Below are 23,299 nucleotides of genomic sequence, written 5' to 3' on the forward strand. Positions count from 1 at the left end.
CCCTGAGGGGCGCGGGGCGCATCTTTCAGCCCGGCCCCCCGGGGTCAGCCGGTGGTCAGGTGTACGGGGAGTTCGTGCAGGTCGTTCTGGGTTACCACCGGCTTGTTGCGGAGCTCCGTCGCGGGGATCGCCAGGTCCAGGTCCGGGAAGCGGGCGTACAGGGCCGGGAGGGCGACCCCCGCCTCCAGACGGGAGAGGGCGGCACCGGGGCAGACGTGCGGGCCGTGTCCGAAGGAGATGTGGCGGTTCTCGACGGTGCGGGTGATGTCGAAGTCGCCCGCGGACGGACCGTGGGCGTTCTCGTCGCGGCCGATCGCGCCGTAGGAGACGATCAGGGCGTCGCCCGCCGGGATCACCTTGTCGCCGACGGGCACGTCCTCCGTCGCGAAGCGGATCAGGACGTGCGAGGTCGGGGTGGAGTAGCGGAGGGTCTCCTCCACGACCGCAGACCAGTCCACCTCGCCGGAGAGGACGCGGGCGCGCTGCTCGGGGTGGGTGGAGAGGTTGACCACCGCGTTGACGATCAGGGAGATCGTCGTCTCGTGGCCCGCCGCGACCATCAGCTGAAGCGTGGAGACGATCTCCTCGTCGGTGAGGTGGTCGCCGTCCTCGGAGGCCAGGATCAGGGCGGAGGTCAGGTCGTCGCCAGGCTCCGCACGCTTCGCGGCGACCGTCGCCGCCATGATGCCGGCCAACTCCGTCAGCGTGGCGATGACCTCCGCGGGCGGGGTCTGCGTCGAGAAGAACTTCTCGAAGAGTTCCTTGAGGCGGGGGAGCCGGGACTCCTCGATGCCCATGAGGTCGGCGATGACGTACATGGGCAGGGGGTAGGCGAAGTCGGCCTTCAGGTCGACGACGCCGTCCGGGCCCGACGTCAGGCCGTCGAGCAGACCCTCCGTCAGTTTGGTGATGCGCTCCCGCATCTGCTCCACCCGGCGCGGGGTGAGCGCCTGCGCGACCAGCGTGCGCATCCGGCGGTGGTCCGCGCCGTCCACCGTGAGCATGGAGCGGCCGGGGTTGGCGAGCCCGATCAGCGGCCAGTCGGGCGCTATCTCGCCGCGCTGCCAGGCGCCCCAGGCGTTGATGTCCTTGACCAGCCGGGGATCGGTGAGCAGGGCGCGGGCCTCGGCGTGGTGGGTGACGGCCCACACCGGGACGCCGCCGGGCAGTTCGACGGCGGCGAGCGGGCCCGCCTCCCTGAGTCGAGCGCTTTCGCCGTCCAGGTCGGACACGAACGGGTCCAGGACGATACGACTGGTCATGCGGGGGTGCCTCCGAGGGCCGGGGTGGGGGTGAAACGCACGGGCAGTTCGGTCAGGCCCCGCAGCCACGGGGAGGGGCGCCGGGTGAGGGAGTCGGCCGGGACCGCCAGGTCGATGTCCGGCAGCCGGTCCAGTACGACCTCGATCCCCGTCCGCGCGATGACCTCCGCGACCTCCTGCGCCGGGAACGGGCAGCGGTGCTCCCCGTGGCCGAAGGAGAAGTGGGCGTTGTTTCCGCCGGTGAGGGCGGAGCCGTCGGTGCGGACCTGGGGGTCGGAGTTGGCGCCCTGGAGGCCGAGAAGCAGGAGATCGCCCGCGCGGACGCGGTGACCGCCGAGCTGGGCGTCGCGGGAGGCCCAGCGGCCGGCCACGTTCTGGGTGGGGGTGTCCTCCCAGAGGACCTCGTTCATGGCCTCGGCGACGCTGTTGCGGCCGCCGAAGAGGGAGGCGGCGAAGCGTTCGTCGGTGAGCATCAGGCGCAGCGAGTTGCCGATCCAGTCCGCGGTCGGCTGGTGGCCCGCGGCCATCATGACCATCAGGTCCTGGATGATCTCCTCGTCCGTGAAGCCGGCCGTGTTCGCGAGCATGCGGGACACGACGTCGTTCGCGGGCGCGGCCTTCCGGTCGGCGATCAGCTGGGCCATGGAGCCGGCCAGGTGCTGCTGTCCGGCCAGCGCGTTCTCACGGCCGTTGACCATGTCGTTGAGGGCGGTGACGAGGCCGGGTCCCTGTTCTTCGGCGAAGCCGTAGAGGGTGGCGAGGACGCGGACGGGCAGCAGGGCGGCGTAGTCCCCGATGAGGTCCGTCTCACCCTTGGCGCACGCCGCGTCGATGAGTTCGTCGGCGAACTTCTCCGCCTGGGAGCGCAGTTCGAAGGGGTCGACGGCTTCGAGGGCGTCGCTGATCATCGTGGCGCGCTCACGGTGGCGTTCGCCGACGGTGTAGAGGATCGAGGGCTGCCTGCGGCCGATCATCGGCAGCAGTGGCCAGTCGTCGGGGATGCGGTCCCACTGGTTCCACAGCTCGGAGTCGCGGCTGAACAGCACGGGGTCGCCGGTGACCTGGTGCAGTTCGCGGTAGCCGAGCACCAGCCACGCCGGGATGTCGCCGTCCAGGACGACGGGGGTCACGGCACCGTGGTCGCGCCGCATCTCCCGGTACAGCTCGGCGGGTTCGGTCTGGAACCGGGGCCCGCTGAGGGGCACGGGGGCGGGGGTCACAGGGCCAACTCCGTTGATTTGACAGTGGCGTGAGTGCTTCGAGAGTGGTGGGCGCTTTGGGCGCGCTGGGCGTCGTACACGGTCTTCAGATGCTCGACCAGCGTGATCAGCACCCGCTTGCTGGACTCCCGGGAGCGGGCGTCGCAGTCGATGAGCGGGACGTGCGGATCGAGGTCGAGGGCCTCGCGGATCTGGTCGGGGGTGTGCGTGGGGCCGCCGAAGTCGTTGCAGGCGACGATGAACGGGGTGCCGTGGTGTTCGAGGCGGTCGATCGCGTACCAGGAGTCGTCGATGCGCCGGGTGTCGACGAGGACGACCGCGCCGAGGGTGCCGGAGAAGAGACGGTCCCAGAGGAACCAGAAGCGTTCCTGGCCCGGCGCGCCGAACAGGTACAGCACGTTGCGGGCGTCGAGCGTGATGCGGCCGAAGTCGAAGGCCACGGTGGTCGCGGACTTCCCGCGCACCCCGCTGGTGTCGTCGATGGCCTCGCCGGCCCGGGTCATCGTCTCCTCGGTGTTGAGCGGACGTATCTCGCTCACCGAGCGGACCAGGGTCGTCTTGCCCACGCCGAATCCGCCGACGACCACGATCTTCAGGCCGTTGTCGGCGGTGGCGTCCAGCGGAGTCCTGGCGGCGGCGCTCGCCGAAGCGTTCGCGGAAGCGTCCGCGGGAGTCCTCGCGTCAGAGGTTGCGTAGTCCAACGAGCACCTGCTCCAGGATGTCGGGATCGGGAAGAGCGGCCTTCTGGGGGTGGCGGGCGCTGACGCGGCCCGCGGCGAGGAGGTCGGAGAGCAGGACGCGGGTGATGGACACCGGCAGCTTCAGCACGGCGGCGATCTCCACGACCGCCGTCGGCCGCTCGCACAGCCGCAGGATCGCCGCGTGCTCCGACTGCATGCCCACCGCCGGGTCGCACTCGGCGACCACGAGTGTCACCAGGTCGAACGGGGTGTCGGGCGCGGACCGGCTGCGCCCTCCGGTGAGGGTGTAGAGCCGGTCGGGCGCGTCGTCCCTGCCCGGACGGCTCATGACGTCCGGGGCTGCGCGCTCAGGTGTTCGCCGAGTTGTTCCACGAGCTCGCTCATGTTGTGCCCGACCAGACCGGCGTCCGCGTCCTCGGCGGTGACCACGGCGAGGTGGGCGCCGTCGCCCGCCTCCACGATGAACAGGACCCCGCCGTAGAACTCGGTCATCGCCGAGCGCACGCCCCCGGTGCCGTCGCCGAACTCCACGGACGCGCCGTGGGACAGCGACTGGATGCCGGCGGCGATCGCGGCGAGCTGGTCGGCGCGGTCGACGGTGAGCTCCGGCGTGCGGCACAGCTTCAGGCCGTCCCGGGAGAGCACGAGCGCGTGCCGGGCGCCGGGGGTGCGCTCGAGGAGGCCCTCGATGAGCCAGGAGAGCTTCTCGTCGGCGGTGGTGGTGCCGGTCATGAAGTGGTGTCGCCTTCCGGATGCGAGGGGGTGTGCGAGGGATTCGCGGAGGTGGTGTCCCGTACGGCTTCTTCGCCGCGTGCGGCGCTTTCGGATTCGTCCGCTACGGCGTCTTCGGATGCCGCGCGCCGTACGGCTTCTTCGGCGGCGCGTACGGCGTCTTCCGCGGCGCGTACGGCTTCGTCCTCGGGCACCGTGCCCTGGACCGCCGCCTGGTCGGGCGCGGTACCCCGGACGGCCTGGCGGAAGCTGCTGAAGCGGGCGGCGGTGGTCTTGGAGTCGGTCGTACGGGGTTCGGAGTCGGCCTGGTTCGTGAGGTGGGCGCGGCTGCGCTCGGCGTGCGCGAGGGTGCGGCCGCGGCGGCGCTTGGGGAGGCCGCCGGTCGCGGGGGTACCGATCGTGGGGGTGCCGTTCGGCGGGGTGTCGGTGTCGTGCCGGGGCGACTCGTGGGTGGGGACCGGGTCCGGGTCGAGGTCCTCGGGGGCGCGGGCGGCGGCGTACGACGCCTGGGGGCCCGGCTCGGCGAGGGAGTGGTCCTCGGTGGCATCCGGGGTCGCCGCGGCGGGCTTGGCCTGGGGCTCCGTCGCGGCCGGGGCGGCCGGGGCGGCGGCGGAGGGCTGGCTCAGGATGTCCTGGGGGATGAGCACCAGGACGCCCGTGCCGCCACGTGCGGAGGGCCGGAAGGACACCTTCAGGCCGTGCTTGCGGGCGAGCCGGCCGACCACCGCGAGGCCGAGCCGGGTGCCGGTGAGGCCGCCGAGGTCGGCGGAGTTCCCCGCGTCCCCGGAGACGGCGTGTTCGGCGCGGCGCAGCTGGACGTCGCCCATGACGAGGCCGCTGTCCTCGACGGAGACGATGACACCGGCCGGGACCTCCTCGACGTAGACGTGGACCTCGGCGGTCGGCGGGGAGAAGTTCGCGGCGTTGTCGAGGAGTTCGGCGAGCGCGTGCATCACGCCCTCGGCGGCGTGCCCGGCGACGGCGGCGTCGCTCGCGGAGTGGACGCGCACCCGCTGGTAGCCGCCGATGCGGCCCATGGCGCCGCGCAGGATCGACTCCATGACGATGGGGCGCGCCCAGCGCCGGCCGGAGCGGGCGCCCGCGAGGACGGCGACGGAGTCGGCGAGGCGGCCCGCCTGGGCGGTGCGGTGGTCGAGGTGGAGAAGGTCGGCGAGGACGTCCTCGTCGGAGTGCTTCTCCTCCATGGCGCGCAGGTCGGCGAGCATGCCGGTGGACAGCGCCTGCATCCGCCCGGCGGCGTTGGCGGTGGCCGAGATCGCGGCGGCCCGGTCGCTGCCGGCCTGTCGCACCCGCTCGGTCAGCCGGGCGTTCTCCTCGGTGAGTTCCGTGGACCGCCGCTGCTCCTCGGCGATCCGGGTGGTGAGGCGGTGTCGCTCCTCCTCGAACCCTTGGGTGAGCAGGGCGCGTTCGCGGGCGTCGGCGTCGGCCAGGCGCGCGCGGTCGCGGGCGGACTCCTCCGCGACCCGGGACCGCTCCTGGTTGAACTCCTCGGCCATGCGGGCGCGTTCCTGCAGGAGCCGTCCGGCGTCCTGGGCCACGGTGTCGAGGCGGCGGCGCGCGAGTTTCGCGGTCTGCGTGGCGCGCGTGGCGACCGCGACGGCGACGCACAGCAGCACGGCGGCGGTGCCCGTGCCCCAGGCGAGGGCGACGCGTGCCGGGTCAGGTGCCAGGGAGACGGCGAGGACGACCGCGACCGCCGCCAGGGCGGCGGTGAGCAGGGGCGCGGGGGCTGTCGCGCGAAGGGTGGGTCGTTCGCCGGAGGGGATGGGCGCGGTCATGAATCGTGTCCTCGGTCGTGTCCTGGGCGAAGTTCCTGGTCGAGGTTCCTGGGCGAGAAGCGACACCGGTTGCTTAATTCGCCGTCACTATATGAGAGTTCGTGATCGTATTGGGAAGGTTCTGGGTCCGAGCCCATAATCCGACGGCGATCGGCCGGTGATCGGCCCGCGAGCGGCATGTGATCGACTCGCGATCGACCGGCGATCAGCAGGTGATCAGCAGGCGATCGACCGGCGATCGGACGGTGATCGATGCGTCATGGTTACGGACCGTTGTCGGTGTGCGGGGTCATCCTGGAGACATGACGGATCTTGGCGCGAAGGACGGCACGGGCGGCGCGGCGGACCCGCCCGACGTGGACGGGCTGCGGGCCGCCCTCGCGGCGGAGATGCGCGGCGAGGTCGCCTTCGACGTGACGGCGCGGGCGCTGACCACCATGGACGCGTCCAACTACCGCAGGGTCCCGCTCGGCGTGGTTCGCCCGCGCGACGCCGACGACCTGGCGGCCGCCCTGTCCGTGTGCCGGGCCCACGGCGTGCCGGTCGTGCCACGCGGCGGCGGCACGTCGATCGCGGGACAGGCCACCGGCACCGGAGTCGTCCTCGACCTCACCCGTCACATGAACCGGATCGTCGCGCTCGACCCCGAGGCGCGCACGGCCGTCGTCCAGCCCGGTGTCGTCCTCGACCGCCTCCAGGAGGCCGCGGCCCCGCACGGACTGCGCTTCGGCCCCGACCCCTCCACCCACAGCCGCTGCACCCTCGGCGGCATGATCGGGAACAACTCGTGCGGCTCGCACTCGGTGGCCTGGGGCACGACGGCGGACAGCGTGCGCGAACTGACGGTGGTCAAGGGGAACGGCTCCGTCGTACGTCTGGGACGGAACTGGCAGGGCGCCCCGGACGGCCTCCGGGCCCTGGTCGAGGGCGAGCTGGCCCGCCTGCGCACGGGCTTCCCACAGCTGCCCCGCCGTATCTCCGGTTACGCGCTCGACGCGCTGCTCCCCGAGAAGGGCGCCGACGTAGCCCGCTCCTTCTGCGGCTCCGAGGGCACGCTCGGGGTGCTCACGGAGGCGGTCGTACGACTGGTGGAGGCACCACGCGCGCGGGCGCTGGCCGTGCTGGCGTACGCGGACGAGAGCGCGGCGGCTCAGGCGGCGGCCGGGCTGCTGCCGCTGGGGCCGCTCACCGTGGAGGGGATGGCCGCGGACCTCGTACCGCCGGACGCGGGGCTGCCGCGCGGCGGCGCGTGGCTGTTCGTGGAGACGGGGGGCGCGGACCCGGCACAGGCACGCGCGTGTGCGGACGCGATCGTCCGGGCCGCCGACATCCTCGACTCCCTCGTGGTCACCGACCCGGCCGCGCAGCGCGTCCTGTGGCGGCTGCGCGAGGACGCGAGCGGCACGGCGACCCGGATGCCGGACGGGAGCGAGGCGTGGCCGGGCTGGGAGGACTGCGCGGTGCCGCCCGCCCGGCTCGGCGCGTATCTGCGTGACTTCCGGCACCTGCTGAGCGCCCACGACCTGCGCGGCACCCCGTACGGGCACTTCGGCGACGGCTGCATCCACGTCCGCATCGACTTCGACCTGCTGACGAGCGCCGGGACGGCCCGCTTCCGCCGCTTCTCCGAGGAACTGGCCGAGCTGGTGGTGTCCCACGGGGGCTCCCTCTCGGGCGAGCACGGGGACGGGCAGGCACGGGCCGAACTGCTGCCCAGGATGTACGGCACGGAGCTGGTCGGTCTCTTCGAGCGGGCCAAGGACCTGTGGGACCCGGACGACCTGCTCAACCCCGGGATGCTGGTACGCCCGCACCGACTGGACGAGAACCTGCGCTTCGCGGTGCTGCCGCGCGAGCCGGTGGACGTGGCGTTCGGATATCCGGCGGACGGCGGGGACTTCTCGGCGGCGGTGCGCCGGTGCGTGGGGGTCGCCAAGTGCCGTACGACGACGGCCGCCGACTCGGGTGTCATGTGCCCGTCGTTCCGGGCGACGGGGGAGGAGGAGCACTCCACGCGGGGGCGGGCCCGGCTGCTGCACGAGATGCTCGCGGGCGAGGTGGTCACCGACGGCTGGCGCTCGACCGAGGTCCGGGACGCACTGGACCTGTGCCTGTCCTGCAAGGGCTGCCGGTCCGACTGCCCGGTGGGCGTCGACATGGCCACGTACAAGGCGGAGTTCCTGCACCATCACTACGAAGGCAGGAGGCGCCCCGTCGCGCACTACACGATGGGCTGGCTGCCGGTGTGGCTGCGTCTGGTCGACCGTACGAGATCGGCCGCGCTGCTCAATTCCCTCTCCTCCGTAGGACCGTTGGCGGCGCTCGCCAAACGACTCGGCGGAATCGCACCCGAGCGGGAGATCCCGCGCCTGGCGCCGGAGACGTTCAGCCGGTGGTGGGGGCGACGCTTCAAGGAGCGGGTGCGACGGATGCTCCGGGAGGAGGCGTACGGCCCTGAGACGGAGGCCGCCGACTCCCCGGGAGAGGCCGCTTTCCTGTGGCCGGACACCTTCACGGAGCATCTCTCGCCGTCCGTGGGGCGGGCGGCCGTACGAGTGTTGGAGGCGGCCGGGGTGGACGTGATGCTCCCGCCGACGGTGGTGATGCAGAAGCGGACACCGCGCGCCGGGGAGAGCGTGCCGCTCTCTCACCACCCCTGGTCGGTGGGCGCGCGCGGCCACGTCTGCTGCGGACTGACGTACGTCTCCACGGGCCAACTCGACCGCGCCCGCGCGGTGATGCGCCGCACGCTCGACCTGATGGGCGTGTTCTTGGACCCGGACGTCCACCCGCGCCCGCCCGTCGTCGTCGTCCTGGAGCCGAGCTGTGCCGCCGCCCTGCGCACGGACCTCCCGGAGCTCCTCCACGACGACCCTCGCGCGGCACGCCTGGCGTCGGCGGTGCTGACGTTCGCCGAGGCCCTGGAGCGACTCGCCCCGGACTGGTCACCCCCGCGCCTCGACCGTCCGGTGGCCGGCCAGACGCACTGCCACCAGCACGCCGTCCTCGGCGACGCCGCCGACCGCCGGCTGCGCGAGACGGCGGGTCTCACCGGCACCCTCGCGGGCGGCTGCTGCGGACTCGCGGGCAACTTCGGCTTCGAGAGGGGCCATTACGAGGTGTCGAAGACCTGCGCGGAGGAACAACTGCTCCCGGCCGTGCGGGCCGCCACACCCGACACACTGCTTCTCGCGGACGGTTTCTCCTGCCGCACACAGCTGGAACAGCTGGCGGGGCGCAAGGGGCGGCACCTGGCGGAGGTGCTGGCGGAGGCGCTGGACCAAGGGGTGGACCCGGGGGGCGACCAAGGTGCGGACCGGCGGCGTGGATAAGCAATACCCAGGTTTTTTAGGCAACTCTCAGGTTTCATAAGGGGATTCACAGTCGTCATGTGCTGCATTTTGCTGTGCCTTGAGGCGCGGGACGTGTAGATTCCTTGATGTCGGGCGGCAGGGAAAACCGAGGTGACGACCAGGAATTCCCGCCCGTATCCGTAGAGAATTCTCGCATCATCGCAGCACTATTGCGCTCGCTATTGCGTCGCCAGAACCTCAAGGAGTTGGCATGAGCTTCAAGAAGCTTGCCCCCCTGCCCCCCAAGCCCAAGTCGAAGCAGCTCCCGCCGGCGCCGAAGCCGCGCAAGAGGGCGCACAAGCCGCTCCCCAAGCCGTTCCCCAACGACGAACGCTGATCGGGCGGTAGTAGAGAGGTCGACGGTGCGCCGTCGGCCTCTCTCTTTTGGTGGGGCTTCCCATAAACGATTCCGGTGACGAACGGAAATTCCACGGCACGGCCTGCAATTTAAATGAGGAGGGCCATGACCCGGCAAAGGCAGAATCAGGGGTACGAGCAACACGCGCACACGGACACGGACATGGACGCGCACGACGAGTACGAGGACGAGGACGAACTCGGCTACGACACGCCGACCATCCCCGCCCGTACCGCCTTCCGGCGCTTCTGGCCGCTGACGAAGGGGCTGCGGAGCTGGCTGCTGGCCATCTGGCTGTGCACGGTGCTCGCCGCCCTCGCCGAGACGGCCGCCATCCTCCTCTTCAGTGATCTGACCGACCACGCCCTGCAACAGGGCTCACTGGCCGCCTTCTGGGTCCCGGCCGCCGAATGGCTGGCCGTCGCCGTGCTCGGCGCCGCCGTCGCCTACGCGGGCAACTCCCTCGCCACCTGGGTCACCGAGCGCTTTGTGATGCGGCTGCGCGAGCACGTCTTCGACCACGTACAGCAGTTGCCGCCGCACTTCTTCCAACGCCACCGCCAGGGCGACCTGTTGTCCCGGCTGACCAGCGACGTCGAGTCGATCGAGACGATGGTCGTGTCCGGGCTCGTGGGCGCGGCGTCGGCGGCGTTCAGCGCGCTGTTCTACGCGGCGGCCGCGTTCTGGCTGCGCTGGGACCTGGCCGCGGCGACCTTCGTGCTCGCGCCCCTGTTCTGGCTCGCCGCCCGCCGCTTCTCCGGCTCCATCAAGTCCGTCTCGCGCGACGGCCGGGTCGCCGACGGCGCGATCACCTCCGTCGTCGAGGAGTCCCTCGGCAACATCGTGCTCACCCAGGCGTACGACCGCCGCGACGCCGAGCGGCGGCGGCTGAACCAGGAGGCGAACGCCTGGTTCAAGGCGTCCGTGCGCTCCGGGCGCCTCAACGAGCTGTACGAGCAGCTCGTCCAGGTCATCGAGACGATCTGCGTGCTCGCGGTCGTCGGCCTCGGCGTGTGGGAGATCTCCGGCGGCCGGATGACCCTCGGCCAACTGCTCGCCTTCGCCGCGTTCCTCGGCTACCTCTACCCGCCCGTGCGCGGCCTGGCCCAGCTCGGTCTCACCGTCGCCGCCGCCACCGCCGGTGCCGAACGGCTGATCGAGATCCTCGATGTGCGGCCCGCGGTCGGTGACCCGACGCGCTCTGAGGAGAGCCGGCTCGGCCGCCCCGACGGCGCCGTGGAGGTCCGCGACGCCACCTTCCGCTACCCCGGCGCGGAGAGCGACGCGCTGCGCGGCCTGTCCTTCACGGTCAGCCCCGGCGAGCTCGTGATCGTCACCGGCCCGAGCGGCGCGGGCAAATCCACCGTGTCCAAGCTCCTCCTGCGCTTCTACGACCCGGACTCCGGTTCCGTCCTCCTCGACGGCGTCCCGGTGGGCGATTTCCCGGTGGCCCGGCTGCGCGAGTACGTCACGCTGCTGCCGCAGGAGACCCTGGTCCTGCACGACACCGTCCGCGCCAACATCGGCTGCGGGCGCCCCGGCGCCAGCGACGAGGCGCTCGTCGAGGCCGCGCGCGCCGCCGACGCGCACGACTTCATCATGAAGCTGCCGGACGGATACGACACCAAGATCGACCCCAACTCGGCCCGCCTCTCCGGCGGTCAGCTCCAACGGCTTGCCATCGCCCGCGCCATCCTGCGCGACTCCCCGGTCCTCGTTCTGGACGAGCCGACGACCGGCCTGGACGCGATGGCCGCGCGCCGCGTGATCAAGCCGCTGCGGCGCCTGATGCAGGGCCGTACGACGATCATGATCACCCACGACCTCAACCTCGCGCCCGACGCCGACCGCATCCTCGTCGTCGACCGCGGCCGCGTGGTCGAGACCGGCCGCCACGACGAGCTCCTCGCCCGCGGCGGCGCGTACGCCCGCCTGCACGGATCGCAGAACAACGCCCAGATGGACACCGGAGAACTGCGGATGCCGCTGTTCACGGAGGCGGAGGTTCCCGTGGGCGGCGCGGTACAGGTGGGAGTGCCGATGGGAGTGTCGACGGGGGTGTCGATGGACGTACCGGCGGGTGTGCCGACCGGGGTGCCTGTGGGTGTGCCGATGGATTACGCGGGAGGCTTCGTGGCGGAAGCGGTCCCGCAGTACGCGTACTACGGGGCCGCCGGACAGTACGAGGCCGCCGGGCAGTACGGAGCCGCCGGGCAGTACGGGACCGCCGGGCAGTACGGGGCGGAGGGAGCCTGGTACCCCGGTGCGTTTCCCGACCGTCTCCCTGACCCCGACCCTCTGCGGGACCCTCTCGAGGGCTACCTCCCCGACGGGCGGCCCCTCTTCCGCGACTAGCCGCCCCGGACAGGCGCATAAGGGGTTCACGTGCCTGACTCGGTCCATTACTGTGGACTGAGAAGTGCACCTTGATGCACGACTTCCGAGTCGAGCCCCTGGAAGGCCCCGTGAACACGCCCAGCGCCGCCCCGTCCTCCCCGGCGTCTCCGTCCTCCCCGGCCTCGGTCGCCCCGGCGATGGCGCCCTCGCCCGGCCCGGGCGAGGGCGTCCCGAGCCGCTGGGGTGCCCTCGGCCCCGTGGGACTGGTCCTCGCCGGAGGCGTCTCGGTGCAGTTCGGCGGCGCGCTGGCGGTCAGCCTCATGCCGCGCACGGGCGCGCTCGGTGTCGTCACCCTGCGGCTCCTGGTGGCGGCGATCGTGCTGATGGCCGTCTGCCGGCCCAAGGTGCGCGGGCACTCGCGGGCGGACTGGGGCACGGTCGTCGTCTTCGGTCTCACCATGGCCGCGATGAACGGCCTCTTCTACCAGTCGGTCGCCCGCATCCCACTGGGCCCCGCCGTCACCCTCGAGGTCCTCGGTCCGCTCGTCCTCTCGGTCCTCTCCTCCCGCCGCGCCCTGAACCTGCTCTGGGCGGGCCTGGCCCTCGGCGGCGTCTTCCTGCTCGGCGGCGGAGGCTTCAGCTCCCTCGACCCGGTCGGCGTCGCCTTCGCCGTGTCCGCGGGCGCGATGTGGGCGGCGTACATCGTCTTCAGCGCCCGTACGGGCCGACGCTTCCCGCAGGCCGACGGGCTCGCGCTCGCCATGGTGGTCGCGGCGGTGGTCTTCCTGCCGCTGGGGATCGCCGAGTCCGGGACCCGGCTGCTGAACCCGACGACCGTGGCCCTGGGCGGCACGGTCGCCGTGCTGTCCTCCGTGCTGCCGTACACCCTCGAACTGCTCGCGCTGCGCCGCCTGCCCGCCGCCACCTTCGCGATCCTGATGAGCCTGGAGCCGGCCGTCGCCGCGACCGCCGGCTTCCTCGTCCTGGACCAGGCCCTCTCCGCCATGGAGGCCCTCGCGATCGCCCTGGTCATCGCGGCGAGCATGGGGGCGGTACGGACACAGGTGGGGCGGGGCAGGGCGAAGAACGTCGGTTCGGTGAAGAATGCCGGTCCGGCTGAGAGTGTCGTTCCGGTCGAGAACGCCGGTTCAGCCGAGGGGGTGTAGCAGCCGGAGGACCATCTCGACCGTCCGTTCGACGGGGCGGGCTCGCGCCGTGGCGCTGAACAGCAGCATGCGGGTCAGAACGGCGCCCAGCAGCATGTCGAACACGTCGTCCGGGTCCACGCCGGGATCGACGGTCCCGGGTGGCGCGGCGCGCAGGATGTCCAGGAACTGCGGTCGCGCCGACATACGCACGTACACCTCCGGCGGCCCGGTCCGGTCCGACGTCTGGTGGTGCGCGAGCAGGCCGGCGGCGGCCGCGCGGGCCGCGGGAGTGCTGAAGGCCGCCGAGTAGGCGCGGACGAACCGGCCCAGATCGTGGCGGAGATCCCCCGTCGGCCGCACGCTCAGCGGGCTGAGCCCGGGGAACGTGGCCTCCTCGATCAGCTCGATCCGGGACGGCCAGCGGCGGTAGATCGCGGAGGCGTGCACGCCCGAGTGTTCGGCGACCGCCTGGATCGTCGTCGCGTCGAAGCCGCGCTGGACGAGCAGTTCGCGCGCTGCCGCGAGAGCCCGTTCGTTGATGCTCGTGTCCCGGGGACGACCGGGGCGACGGCGCGGCTCTGTCATGGCGGACAGCGTAGTGACCGGCCGTTCGCAGGAGATGTTTATAGGAGGCCGTCTTCTATAAATGCCGCAGCGTCGCTACAGTCCCTGGCGTCCGGGGGAGGGGAATGTGTCCGCGTGCTGGGGGCTGGCCGACAGGAGAGGGCGTGAACACCGGACCCGACGGGACGCCGTGATCGGCACCAGCGCCGGTGCCCGTTCGTCAATCGAGCAGGTCGAGCAGGTCGAGCAGGTCGAGCTGATGGGGTGTGCAGAGTGGCTGAGACCCTGACCAGTACGTACGGCCCCTGGGGCGTCGTCGCCGGTGGATCCGACGGCGTGGGCGCCGCGTTCGCGCACGCGATGGCCGCCCGGGGCGTGAACGTGGTGCTGGTGGCGAGGCGCGTATCCGTACTGGAGGCGTCCGCCGCCGAGATCCGGGCGAAGTACGACGTCGAGACCCGTACGGTCGCGCTCGACCTCAGTGCCCCGGACGCCCTGTCGGAACTGACGCACGCCACCTCCGACCTGGAGGTCGGCCTCTTCGTCTACAACGCCGGCGGCGACGACCGCAGCGTCGCCTTCCTCGACAAGGACCTCGGCACCCACCTCGAACTGGTCCACCGCAACTGTGTCGGCCCGCTCGAAGCGGCGTACCGCTTCGGCGGTCCGATGGTGGCGCGCGGACGTGGGGCCGTGGTGCTGGTGACGTCGGGCGCGGCCTGGGCGGGCGGTGCGACGCTCGCGGCCTACGGCGCCACGAAGGCGTTCGACCTCATCCTCGCGGAGAGCCTGTGGGCGGAGTGGCGCACCCGCGGGGTGGACGTACTGGGGCTCGTCCTCGGCAAGACCGACACCCCGTCCATGCGCCGGGCGTTCGACGCCGAGGGCAAGGCGTACGGGGAGCTCGCCGACCCCCATGAGGTCGCGGCGGAGGCCCTCGACCACCTCGCCGACGGGCCCACCTGGATCTACGGCAGCCGGACCCCGACCGGCGGTTCCCCGTTCGGCGCGCTGAGCCGCCGCGACGCCGTCCTCGCGATGAGCCGGGGCGCGGCCACCCACGGCGACGACGCCTGACGCCTGCCCCACCGCGCCGACTCGAACACGCGGGGTGCGCGGCCGATCGGCCCCTTGGAAGGGATCCTTCAGGAGGAAGACGGCGTCGGCGCGGTGCCGGTGGTGTGGCGGAGCACGTTGGCGCTCAGCCGGCGGAGCAGGCTCTGTACGGTCTGGATCTCCTCGGGGGTCAGCCCCATGGCGTCTCCGATCACCGGCGGGACGGTGAGGATGCGTTCGCGCAGTGCGGCCCCGTCCGGGGTGAGCACGACCTCCACCACCCGCTCGTCGTCGGGGCGCCGCCGCCGTTCGAGCAGGCCGTTGGTCTCCAGGCGCTTGATCAGCGGTGTCAGGGTCCCGTAGTCCAGCTGCAGGGCGGTCACCAGGTCCTTGACGGGCGTGACGCCGTGCTGCCAGAGCGCAAGCATGACCAGGTACTGGGGATAGGTCAGGCCCACCGCGTCGAGCAGCGGCCGGTAGACGCCGGTGACGGCGCGTGAGGCCGCGTACAGGGTGAAGCAGAGCTGGTCGTCCAGGATCAGTGAGGGCTCGCCGGGGTCGCCCAGTGCGGGTGTGCGGCTGTCGTCGTCGCTCACGGTCCTTCCCTTCCTCGGCCGTCGGGTGGCCGCCAGTCGTCGGGTGGTCGCCCTGGCGTCATTGTCGCATCTTCCGTGCAAACGATTGTCTCGCACACACTTAACTTGTGCACGAGGGAATCGGGCGCTAGGTTTCTCTCGTCGCCCCGGGTGAGAACGCCCGGGCGGCCACCAAATCGGCATCAAACCGCATACGCCAGCGCATATAGGAGAGTCACTATGAACCTCAAGGCCGCCTTCCGCCCCACCCGCAAGCGCGCCGCCCTGCTGGGCGCCGTCGCCGGAGTGGCGGCCCTCACCCTGACGACCACCACCCCGGCCAACGCCGCCAAGGCCGAGCACCGCCCGACCGGGAACAAGCCCACCGTCGTCCTGGTGCATGGCGCCTTCGCGGACTCCTCCAGCTGGAACGGGGTGGTCAAGCGCCTGCAGCGTGAGGGCTATCCGGTCATCGCTCCCGCCAACCCGCTGCGCGGGCTGGCCAGTGACGCCGAGTACGTCCACAGCGTGCTCAAGAGTGTGAACGGGCCGGTCGTACTCGTCGGCCACTCCTACGGCGGCGCCGTGATCAGCGAGGCCGCCGTCGGCGACCCGCAGGTCAAGGCGCTGGTCTACGTCGCCGCCTTCGCCCCCGCCAAGGGGGAGAGCGCGCTGGAACTGTCCAACAAGTTCCCCGGCAGCACTCTCGGTCCCACCCTCAACTCCGTGTCCTTCCCGCTCCCCGGCGGCGGCACCGGCGCCGACCTCTACATCAAGGCCGACAAGTTCCACCACCAGTTCGCCGCCGACGTGCCCAAGTCGGTCACCGACCTGATGGCCGCCACCCAGCGCCCGGTGGCCGCCTCGGCCCTGGAGGAGAAGGCCACCACGGCCGCCTGGAAGACCATCCCCTCCTGGAACCTCATCACCACCCAGGACTACAACATCCCGCCGGCCGCGCAGCGCTTCATGGCCCAGCGTGCCCACGCCCACACCGTCGAGATCAAGGCGTCCCACGCGGTCTCGGTCTCCCACCCGGGCGCCGTCACCCGTGTGATCGAGCAGGCCGCCCAGGCCACCGTCCGCTGACCCCGCGGCCGGCCGCGATGGCGCGGGACGCGCGGACGCGGATCGGAATCAAACATCTAGTGTGTGTGCCGCGTGCGTAGGCGGTGATCCGAGCGGGGGAGCGGGGCTGCGTCATGAGTGATCGAGCCGGGCAATGGGCGGCGGACCGCGATGAGTTCGCGGCGGTGGTCATCAGAACCGACTTCCGCGACGACGGGGCATGGGCGGCGCTGAAACTCGCGCTGTCCCTGCCTTGGGGGCCCGAGGACTTCGAACCACACGTCCATGTGGTCGACGCCCCCTCCTGGGCGGGGTTCACCACGGCCGACGTACTCGCCGCGGTCTCCGCCGACGAAGAGCTGGCCGTCGTCTTCCTCGCGGACGGCGCCGCCCTGCACGCCGGCCATGGAGCTCTGCTGGCGGTGTCCACCCTCACCAGGGAAGAGTGCGAGAGCGACGAGGAGTTCGAGGCCGAAGGCGGCGAGTTCCGCACCGCCCCGGCCGGGATCCACGAGATTCACGCCAACCTGATGATCGCCAATCTCGACTTCTCCGATTTCGCCGACGCGGCGGAGGCGGCGCCCGACGGCGTCTTCCGCTCCCTGTAGCCGGTGCGGAACGTCTCCCTGTAGCCGGTGCGGAACATCTCCCCGTAGCCGGTGCGGAACGTCTCCCTGTAGCCGGTGCGGCACATCAATTAATGCAAGCATGCTTGCTTGTTTCTTCCCTCGCTGCCATGCTCCAGAACGCATCGCGAAAGACCCCGCACACCGTCGTGCCCCGAGGGGAGCTCCATCGTGTCCGACCCGTCGTCAGTGATCGACGATCTGCACCAGGAGAGCGAAGAACTCGACCTGCTGGTACGTGACTTGGCGGCGGAACAGTGGGCGCGCGCCACCCCCGCCGCCGGCTGGACCATCGCTCACCAGATCGCCCACCTGGCCTGGACGGACCGTTCCGCCCTGCTCGCCGTGACGGACGCCGAGGCCTTCGCCAAGGAGGTCGAGAAGGCCATCGCCTCGCCCGGCGGATTCGTGGACGAGGGCGCGGAGGAGGGGGCCGGGCTGCCGCCCGCCACGCTGCTCGGCGACTGGCGGGCGGGGCGAACGGCGCTGGAGGAGGCCCTTCGCGCGGCCCCCGCGGGCACCCGTTTCCCCTGGTACGGCCCGCCCATGTCGGTCGCCTCCATGGCCACCGGCCGCCTGATGGAGACCTGGGCCCACGGCCAGGACGTCGCGGACGCGCTGGACGTGGCGCGTACTCCCACCGATCGCCTGCGCCATGTGGCCCGCATCGGCGTACGGGCCCGGGACTTCGCCTTCCATGTACGGGGGCTCACGCCACCCGCCTCCGAGTTCCGCGTCGAGCTGACCGGTCCCGCGGGCGAGTTGTGGACATACGGGCCCGAAGACGCCACCCAGCGCGTCACCGGCCCCGCCCTCGACTTCTGTCTCCTGGTCACCCAACGGGCCCACCGCACCGACCTCGCCGTACGGGCGGACGGCCCCGACGCCGACCGCTGGCTGGACATCGCGCAGGCCTTCGCGGGACCACCGGGACAGGGGCGCGAGTCCAAGGGAGAGGCCAAGTGACCGTCGCGCCCCTCCGCATAGGCAACGCCTCCGGCTTCTACGGCGACCGTTTCGACGCGATGCGCGAGATGCTCACCGGCGGCCCCCTGGACGTCCTCACCGGCGACTACCTCGCCGAACTGACCATGCTCATCCTCGGCCGCGACCGCCTCAAGAACCCCTCCGGCGGCTACGCCCGCACCTTCCTGGGTCAGTTGGAGGAGTGCCTCGGCCTCGCGCACGAGCGGGGCGTGCGGATCGTGGCGAACGCGGGCGGCCTCAACCCCGCCGGACTCGCCGACGCCGTACGACAGTTGGCCGACCGCCTCGGCGTACCGGTGCGTGTCGCCCACGTGGAGGGCGACGACCTGACCGCCGGCCACCCCAGGAGCCTCGCCGCGCACGCCTATCTCGGCGGCGCCGGTATCGCCTCCTGTCTGCGCGCGGGCGCGGACATCGTGGTGACCGGGCGGGTCACGGACGCGGCGCTGGTCACCGGGCCCGCCGTCGCCCACTTCGGCTGGGCGCCGGACGCGTACGACCGCCTCGCCGGCGCCGTCGTCGCCGGTCACGTCCTGGAATGCGGCACCCAGGCGACCGGCGGCAACTACGCGTTCTTCAAAGAGCTCACCGACCACGACCCGGGGCGCCTGCGCCACCCTGGCTTCCCCCTCGCCGAACTCCACGAGGACGGCACCAGCGTCATCACCAAACACGACGGCACCGGCGGCCTCGTGGACATCGGCACGGTCACCGCGCAACTCCTGTACGAGACCTCCGGCGCCCGGTACGCGGGCCCCGACGTCACCGCCCGCCTCGACTCGGTCCGCCTCACCCAGGAGGCCCCCGACCGCGTCCGTATCTCCGGTGTACGCGGCGAGGCCCCGCCTCCCACCCTCAAAGTCGGCCTCAACCGCCTCGGCGGCTACCGCAACGAAGTCGTCTTCGTCCTCACCGGCCTCGACATCGAGGCGAAGGCCGCCCTCGTCCGCGACCAGATGGAAGCGGCCCTCGACTCGGCCAAGTCGCGCCCCGCGGAGGTCCGCTGGGACCTCGCCCGCACCGACCACCCCGACGCCCCCACCGAGGAGACCGCGAGCGCCCTCCTGCGCCTCGTCGTACGCGACTCCGATCAGGACGCCGTGGGCCGCGCCCTCAGCGGCGCCGCCATCGAACTGGCCCTGGCCAGCTACCCCGGCTTCCATGTGATCGCGCCCCCGGGAAAGGGCTCCCCGTACGGGGTCTTCGAGGACGTGTACGTCCCCCAGGACACCGTGGAGCACGTGGCGGTCCTCCATGACGGGCGCCGGGTGCCGGTGGCTCCGGCCCTCGACACCCTCGTACTCGAACCCGCGCCCGAGCCCGCCCTGCCCGAGCCGCTTCCCGCGGGGCCGACGAGACGCGCTCCTCTTGGACTGGTCGCGGGTGCGCGCAGTGGGGACAAGGGCGGGAACGCGAATGTCGGGGTGTGGGCGCGATCGGATGACGCCTGGCGCTGGTTGGTTCATCAGCTGACAGCTGACAGATTTCAAAATCTGATATCTGAAAGTCGTCATCTGAAAGTTGTCCGTCACACTCTGCCGAACCTTCGCGCCCTCAACTTCGTCGTCGAAGGAATCCTCGGCGAAGGCGTCGCCGCCCAGCACCGCTTCGACCCCCAGGCCAAGGCCCTGGGCGAATGGCTCCGCTCCCGCCACCTCGACATCCCGGAGGCTCTGCTGTGACGGTCCTGGCGTCCGCCCTGGACACCGCCGCCCCCGACTACACCGCCCACCGCGAGGCCATGCTCGCCAAGCTCGCCGAGCTGGACACCGAGCACGCCAAGGCGCTCGCGGGCGGCGGCGAGAAGTACGTGGCCCGGCACCAAAAGCGCGGCAAGCTGCTCGCCCGGGAACGCATCGAGCTGCTGCTGGATCCCGACACACCGTTCCTGGAGCTGTCGCCGCTCGCGGCCTGGGGGAGCGAGTACGCGGTCGGCGCGTCGCTGGTGACCGGGATCGGGGTCGTCGAGGGTGTGGAGTGCCTGATCACCGCGAACGACCCGACGGTGCGGGGCGGCGCCAGTAACCCCTGGAGCCTGAAGAAGGCCCTGCGGGCCAACGACATCGCCCTCGCCAACCGGCTGCCCTGCATCAGCCTGGTCGAGTCGGGCGGCGCCGATCTGCCGTCCCAGAAGGAGATCTTCATCCCCGGGGGCGCGATCTTCCGCGACCTCACCAGGTTGTCGGCGGCAGGCATTCCGACCGTCGCCGTCGTCTTCGGGAACTCCACCGCCGGAGGCGCGTACATCCCCGGCATGTCCGACCACGTGATCATGGTCAAGGAGCGGGCGAAGGTCTTCCTGGGCGGGCCGCCGCTGGTGAAGATGGCGACCGGCGAGGAGAGCGACGACGAGTCCCTGGGCGGCGCCGAGATGCACGCGCGTGTGTCGGGTCTCGCGGACTACTTCGCCGTCGACGAGCGGGACGCCCTCCGGCAGGCCAGGCGCGTCGTCGCCCGGCTCAACCACCGCAAGGCGTTCGGCGATCCCGGTCCGGCCGCGCCCCCCAAGTACGACGAGGACGAGCTCCTGGGGATCGTCCCCGGCGACCTGAGGCACCCCTTCGACCCGTGCGAGGTCATCGCCCGTGTCGTCGACGGCTCCGACTTCGACGAGTTCAAGCCCCTCTACGGGACGAGCCTCACGACCGGCTGGGCGACCCTTCACGGCTATCCCGTCGGCATCCTGGCCAACGCCCAGGGAGTGCTCTTCAGCGCGGAGTCCCAGAAGGCCGCCCAGTTCATCCAGCTCGCCAACCAGCGCGACATCCCCCTCCTCTTCCTGCACAACACCACCGGCTACATGGTCGGCAAGGAGTACGAGCAGGGCGGCATCATCAAGCACGGCGCGATGATGATCAACGCCGTCTCCAATTCGAAGGTCCCCCACCTGTCCGTCCTCATGGGCGCCTCCTACGGGGCCGGCCACTACGGCATGTGCGGGCGCGCCTACGACCCGCGCTTCCTGTTCGCCTGGCCCAGCGCCAAGTCCGCCGTCATGGGCCCCCAGCAGCTCGCGGGCGTCCTGTCGATCGTCGCCCGGCAGTCGGCCGCGGCGAAGGGGCAGCCCTACGACGAGGACGCCGACGCGGCCCTGCGCGCCATGGTGGAGCAGCAGATCGAGTCGGAGTCCCTTCCGATGTTCCTGTCCGGGCGGCTGTACGACGACGGGGTCATCGACCCCCGCGACACCCGCACCGTCCTCGGCCTGTGCCTGTCCGCGATCCACACGGCCCCCTATGAGGGCGCGCGCGGTGGCTTCGGCGTCTTCCGGATGTGAGGTCCCATTGAATCCTCACCTCCGTGAACGGAGGTGATTCCTGGCTCACGCCGCCTCTCGGACCGGCGGTCCGTCAGGTCTTCCACGATCAACACCAGCCGGGTTGAAACCAGCCCGGGCAGCTCACTGCTGCAAGGTCACACAACTTCGAGGAGACTCCGCGTGCTTGGCTCTCGCGACGCATTGTCTGCGGATCACGCTAGCAGCAGGCCGGTCCGCCCTGGAGGCGAACCGGCTTTCCTGCCCTGCTGCACAGGTGTCCGATTCCTCCCCGGCCTGAAGGCCGGGGCGTCCTCGGAGGGATCCGATGATTGATTCCATCCTCGTGGCCAATCGGGGCGAGATCGCCTGCCGGGTCTTCCGCACCTGTGGTGAGTTGGGGATCCGGACCGTCGCCGTGTACTCGGACGCCGACGAGAACGCCCTCCACGCGCGTGTGGCCGACGAGGCGGTACGGCTGCCGGGGGCGGCGCCCTCGGACACGTACCTGCGCGGCGACCTGATCGTGAAGGCGGCCCTGAGCGTCGGCGCGGACGCCGTGCACCCGGGGTACGGCTTCCTCTCCGAGAACGCCGACTTCGCACGGGCCGTCCTCGACGCGGGCCTCGTCTGGATCGGTCCGCCGCCCGAGGCCATCGAGGCGATGGCCTCCAAGACGCGCGCCAAGAAGCTGATGGGCCTCGAACCACTGGAGACGGTCACCGCCGCCGATCTCCCGGTGCTCGTCAAGGCGGCCGCGGGCGGCGGCGGACGCGGAATGCGCGTCGTACGCGAGCTCGAGGCCCTCGACGCCGAGCTGACCGCCGCCCGCGCCGAGGCCCTGAGCGCCTTCGGCGACGGCGAGGTCTTCATCGAGCCCTACGTAGAGGGCGGTCGGCATGTGGAAGTGCAGATCCTCGCCGACGCGCACGGCACGGTCTGGGCGCTCGGCACCCGCGACTGCTCCCTCCAGCGCCGCCACCAGAAGGTCGTCGAGGAGGCCCCGGCGCCCGGTCTCGGAGACCTCACGGAAACCCTCCACGACCTGTCCGTGCGGGCCGCACGGGCCGTCGACTACGTGGGCGCGGGAACGGTCGAGTTCCTGGTCGCCGACGGCAAGGCCCACTTCCTGGAGATGAACACCCGACTCCAGGTCGAACACCCGGTGACGGAGGCGGTCTTCGGCGTCGACCTCGTCGCGCTGCAGATCCAGGTGGCGGAGGGCGCGGCCCTCGCGAACGACCCGCCACGCGCGCGTGGGCACGCGATCGAGGCCCGCCTGTACGCCGAGGACCCGGCCCGGGCCTGGGCCCCGCAGACCGGCACCCTGCACCGCCTCGCCGTCCCGGAGGGCGTCCGCCTGGACACCGGTTACACCGACGGCGACCCGATCGGCGTCCACTACGACCCGATGCTGGCGAAGGCGATCGCGTACGCGCCCACACGCGCGCAGGCCCTGCGCAAGCTGTCGGGCGCCCTGGAGCGGGCCGACATCCACGGCCCGACGACCAACAGGGATCTGCTCGTACGCTCCCTGCGGCACCCGGAGTTCGCCGAGGCCCGCATGGACACCGGGTTCTACGACCGTCACCTCGCCGCCCTCACGACGCCGGCCCCGGACCCGTACACGCCCCTGGCGGCGGCCCTGGCGGACGCGCGGAGCCGCTCCCGCTCCCGGTTCGGCGGCTGGCGCAACCTCCCCTCGCAGCCCCAGATCAAGCGCTACGACCTGGCCGGCACCGAGCACGAGGTCCGCTACCACCACACCCGCGAGGGCCTGACGGCCGACGGGGTGCGCGTGGTGCACGCCGACGCGCGTCTCGTCGTACTCGAAGTGGACGGTGTACGAAGGAAGTTCGAGGTGACGCGATACGGCGACCAGGTGTTCGTGAACGCCACCGCCCTCACCGCCCTGCCCCGCTTCCCCGACCCCACCGCCCAGCAGGCCCCCGGCTCCCTCCTGGCCCCCATGCCCGGCACCGTCGTCCGCGTCGCCGAGGGCCTGGCCACGGGAGCCGCCGTACGGGCCGGAGAGCCCCTCCTGTGGCTGGAGGCGATGAAGATGGAACACAAGATCTCCGCGCCGACAGCAGGCACGCTCAGGGCCCTCCATGCCACCCCCGGCCAACAGGTGGAGGTCGGGGCCTTGCTGGCAGTAGTTGATCCAACTCCGTGAGAAGAGCGCCCCGGCAGGGGCGCGGGGCTGTCACAGCATGCGGCTCCGCCGCGTGGGCGCGACCAGCCACAAACAACCCGC

The 23,299-nt window shown here is 71.6% G+C and carries 19 protein-coding genes; 11 read left to right on the top strand and 8 right to left on the bottom strand.

Annotated features, from left to right (window positions below; translation table 11 throughout):
* Nucleotides 1–44: 44 nt before the first annotated feature.
* The 6 genes from OG568_RS28675 to OG568_RS28700 are packed head-to-tail and all read right to left on the bottom strand — an operon-like array spanning nucleotide 45 to nucleotide 5,714.
* Nucleotides 45–1,262 carry a cytochrome P450 family protein gene (locus tag OG568_RS28675; protein ID WP_329533622.1) on the bottom strand — a complete coding sequence of 406 codons (1,218 nt, stop codon included), beginning with the start codon at nucleotides 1,260–1,262 and terminating at the stop codon, nucleotides 45–47.
* Nucleotides 1,259–2,482 (bottom strand): cytochrome P450, encoded by a 1,224-nt coding sequence (locus OG568_RS28680; protein ID WP_266433456.1) that lies wholly within the window; start codon nucleotides 2,480–2,482, stop codon nucleotides 1,259–1,261. Before OG568_RS28680 ends, OG568_RS28675 begins: the two co-directional genes overlap by 4 nt.
* Nucleotides 2,479–3,183 (bottom strand): GTP-binding protein, encoded by a 705-nt coding sequence (locus OG568_RS28685; RefSeq protein ID WP_385065433.1) that lies wholly within the window; start codon nucleotides 3,181–3,183, stop codon nucleotides 2,479–2,481. The genes OG568_RS28680 and OG568_RS28685 overlap by 4 nt, the downstream gene beginning before the upstream one ends.
* Nucleotides 3,164–3,511 (bottom strand): DUF742 domain-containing protein, encoded by a 348-nt coding sequence (locus tag OG568_RS28690; protein WP_099946439.1) that lies wholly within the window; start codon nucleotides 3,509–3,511, stop codon nucleotides 3,164–3,166. The genes OG568_RS28685 and OG568_RS28690 overlap by 20 nt, the downstream gene beginning before the upstream one ends.
* On the bottom strand, nucleotides 3,508–3,915 hold the full coding sequence (locus tag OG568_RS28695; protein WP_054235659.1) for a roadblock/LC7 domain-containing protein: 408 nt from the start codon (nucleotides 3,913–3,915) through the stop codon (nucleotides 3,508–3,510). Before OG568_RS28695 ends, OG568_RS28690 begins: the two co-directional genes overlap by 4 nt.
* Nucleotides 3,912–5,714, bottom strand: coding sequence for a sensor histidine kinase (locus tag OG568_RS28700; protein WP_329533623.1), 1,803 nt, complete (start codon nucleotides 5,712–5,714; stop codon nucleotides 3,912–3,914). Before OG568_RS28700 ends, OG568_RS28695 begins: the two co-directional genes overlap by 4 nt.
* 302 nt (nucleotides 5,715–6,016) lie before the next feature.
* On the opposite strand from OG568_RS28700, the gene OG568_RS28705 reads away from it, so the two are divergent.
* The 4 genes from OG568_RS28705 to OG568_RS28720 all read left to right on the top strand — a co-directional run bounded on the left by OG568_RS28705 (nucleotide 6,017) and on the right by OG568_RS28720 (nucleotide 12,928).
* Nucleotides 6,017–9,046: an FAD-linked oxidase C-terminal domain-containing protein gene (locus OG568_RS28705; protein ID WP_443077779.1), complete on the top strand. Its 3,030-nt coding sequence runs from the start codon at nucleotides 6,017–6,019 to the stop codon at nucleotides 9,044–9,046.
* Between the two features lie 232 nt (nucleotides 9,047–9,278).
* A complete protein-coding gene (locus tag OG568_RS28710; protein WP_329533624.1) occupies nucleotides 9,279–9,404 on the top strand; it encodes a hypothetical protein in 126 nt (41 codons plus the stop codon).
* A 183-nt stretch (nucleotides 9,405–9,587) separates the two neighbouring features.
* Nucleotides 9,588–11,780, top strand: a complete 2,193-nt coding sequence (locus OG568_RS28715) for an ABC transporter ATP-binding protein (RefSeq protein WP_329536478.1) — start codon at nucleotides 9,588–9,590, stop codon at nucleotides 11,778–11,780.
* A gap of 110 nt (nucleotides 11,781–11,890) precedes the next feature.
* On the top strand, nucleotides 11,891–12,928 hold the full coding sequence (locus tag OG568_RS28720) for an EamA family transporter (protein ID WP_329536479.1): 1,038 nt from the start codon (nucleotides 11,891–11,893) through the stop codon (nucleotides 12,926–12,928).
* Here OG568_RS28720 and OG568_RS28725 read toward each other — a convergent pair.
* Nucleotides 12,911–13,495 (bottom strand): TetR/AcrR family transcriptional regulator, encoded by a 585-nt coding sequence (locus OG568_RS28725; protein WP_329533625.1) that lies wholly within the window; start codon nucleotides 13,493–13,495, stop codon nucleotides 12,911–12,913. The two genes, OG568_RS28720 and OG568_RS28725, sit on opposite strands and share 18 nt — an antisense overlap.
* A gap of 252 nt (nucleotides 13,496–13,747) precedes the next feature.
* On the opposite strand from OG568_RS28725, the gene OG568_RS28730 reads away from it, so the two are divergent.
* Nucleotides 13,748–14,551, top strand: a complete 804-nt coding sequence (locus tag OG568_RS28730; protein WP_329533626.1) for an SDR family NAD(P)-dependent oxidoreductase — start codon at nucleotides 13,748–13,750, stop codon at nucleotides 14,549–14,551.
* Between the two features lie 68 nt (nucleotides 14,552–14,619).
* Here OG568_RS28730 and OG568_RS28735 read toward each other — a convergent pair whose 3' ends face one another.
* The gene (locus OG568_RS28735; RefSeq protein WP_329533627.1) at nucleotides 14,620–15,126 is read right to left on the bottom strand and encodes a MarR family winged helix-turn-helix transcriptional regulator; all 507 of its coding nucleotides are present in this window, start codon (nucleotides 15,124–15,126) and stop codon (nucleotides 14,620–14,622) included.
* 219 nt (nucleotides 15,127–15,345) lie between these two features.
* On the opposite strand from OG568_RS28735, the gene OG568_RS28740 reads away from it, so the two are divergent.
* The 6 genes from OG568_RS28740 (at nucleotide 15,346) to OG568_RS28765 (ending at nucleotide 23,218) form a co-directional block, all read left to right on the top strand.
* Entirely contained in the window at nucleotides 15,346–16,194 is an 849-nt protein-coding gene (locus tag OG568_RS28740; protein WP_329533628.1) for an alpha/beta fold hydrolase, read from the top strand.
* A gap of 113 nt (nucleotides 16,195–16,307) precedes the next feature.
* Complete coding sequence (locus tag OG568_RS28745; RefSeq protein ID WP_329533629.1) at nucleotides 16,308–16,781, top strand: DUF6924 domain-containing protein; 474 nt, start codon at nucleotides 16,308–16,310, stop codon at nucleotides 16,779–16,781.
* A 189-nt stretch (nucleotides 16,782–16,970) separates the two neighbouring features.
* Nucleotides 16,971–17,765, top strand: a complete 795-nt coding sequence (locus OG568_RS28750) for a TIGR03084 family metal-binding protein (protein WP_329533630.1) — start codon at nucleotides 16,971–16,973, stop codon at nucleotides 17,763–17,765.
* Nucleotides 17,762–19,468, top strand: coding sequence for an acyclic terpene utilization AtuA family protein (locus OG568_RS28755; protein ID WP_329533631.1), 1,707 nt, complete (start codon nucleotides 17,762–17,764; stop codon nucleotides 19,466–19,468). The genes OG568_RS28750 and OG568_RS28755 overlap by 4 nt, the downstream gene beginning before the upstream one ends.
* Nucleotides 19,465–21,063, top strand: a complete 1,599-nt coding sequence (locus OG568_RS28760; RefSeq protein WP_329533632.1) for an acyl-CoA carboxylase subunit beta — start codon at nucleotides 19,465–19,467, stop codon at nucleotides 21,061–21,063. The genes OG568_RS28755 and OG568_RS28760 overlap by 4 nt, the downstream gene beginning before the upstream one ends.
* A 307-nt stretch (nucleotides 21,064–21,370) precedes the next feature.
* Complete coding sequence (locus OG568_RS28765; protein WP_329533633.1) at nucleotides 21,371–23,218, top strand: acetyl/propionyl/methylcrotonyl-CoA carboxylase subunit alpha; 1,848 nt, start codon at nucleotides 21,371–21,373, stop codon at nucleotides 23,216–23,218.
* Nucleotides 23,219–23,299 lie beyond the last annotated feature (81 nt).

It is taken from the genome of Streptomyces sp. NBC_01450 (assembly GCF_036227505.1).
Classification (GTDB): domain Bacteria; phylum Actinomycetota; class Actinomycetes; order Streptomycetales; family Streptomycetaceae; genus Streptomyces.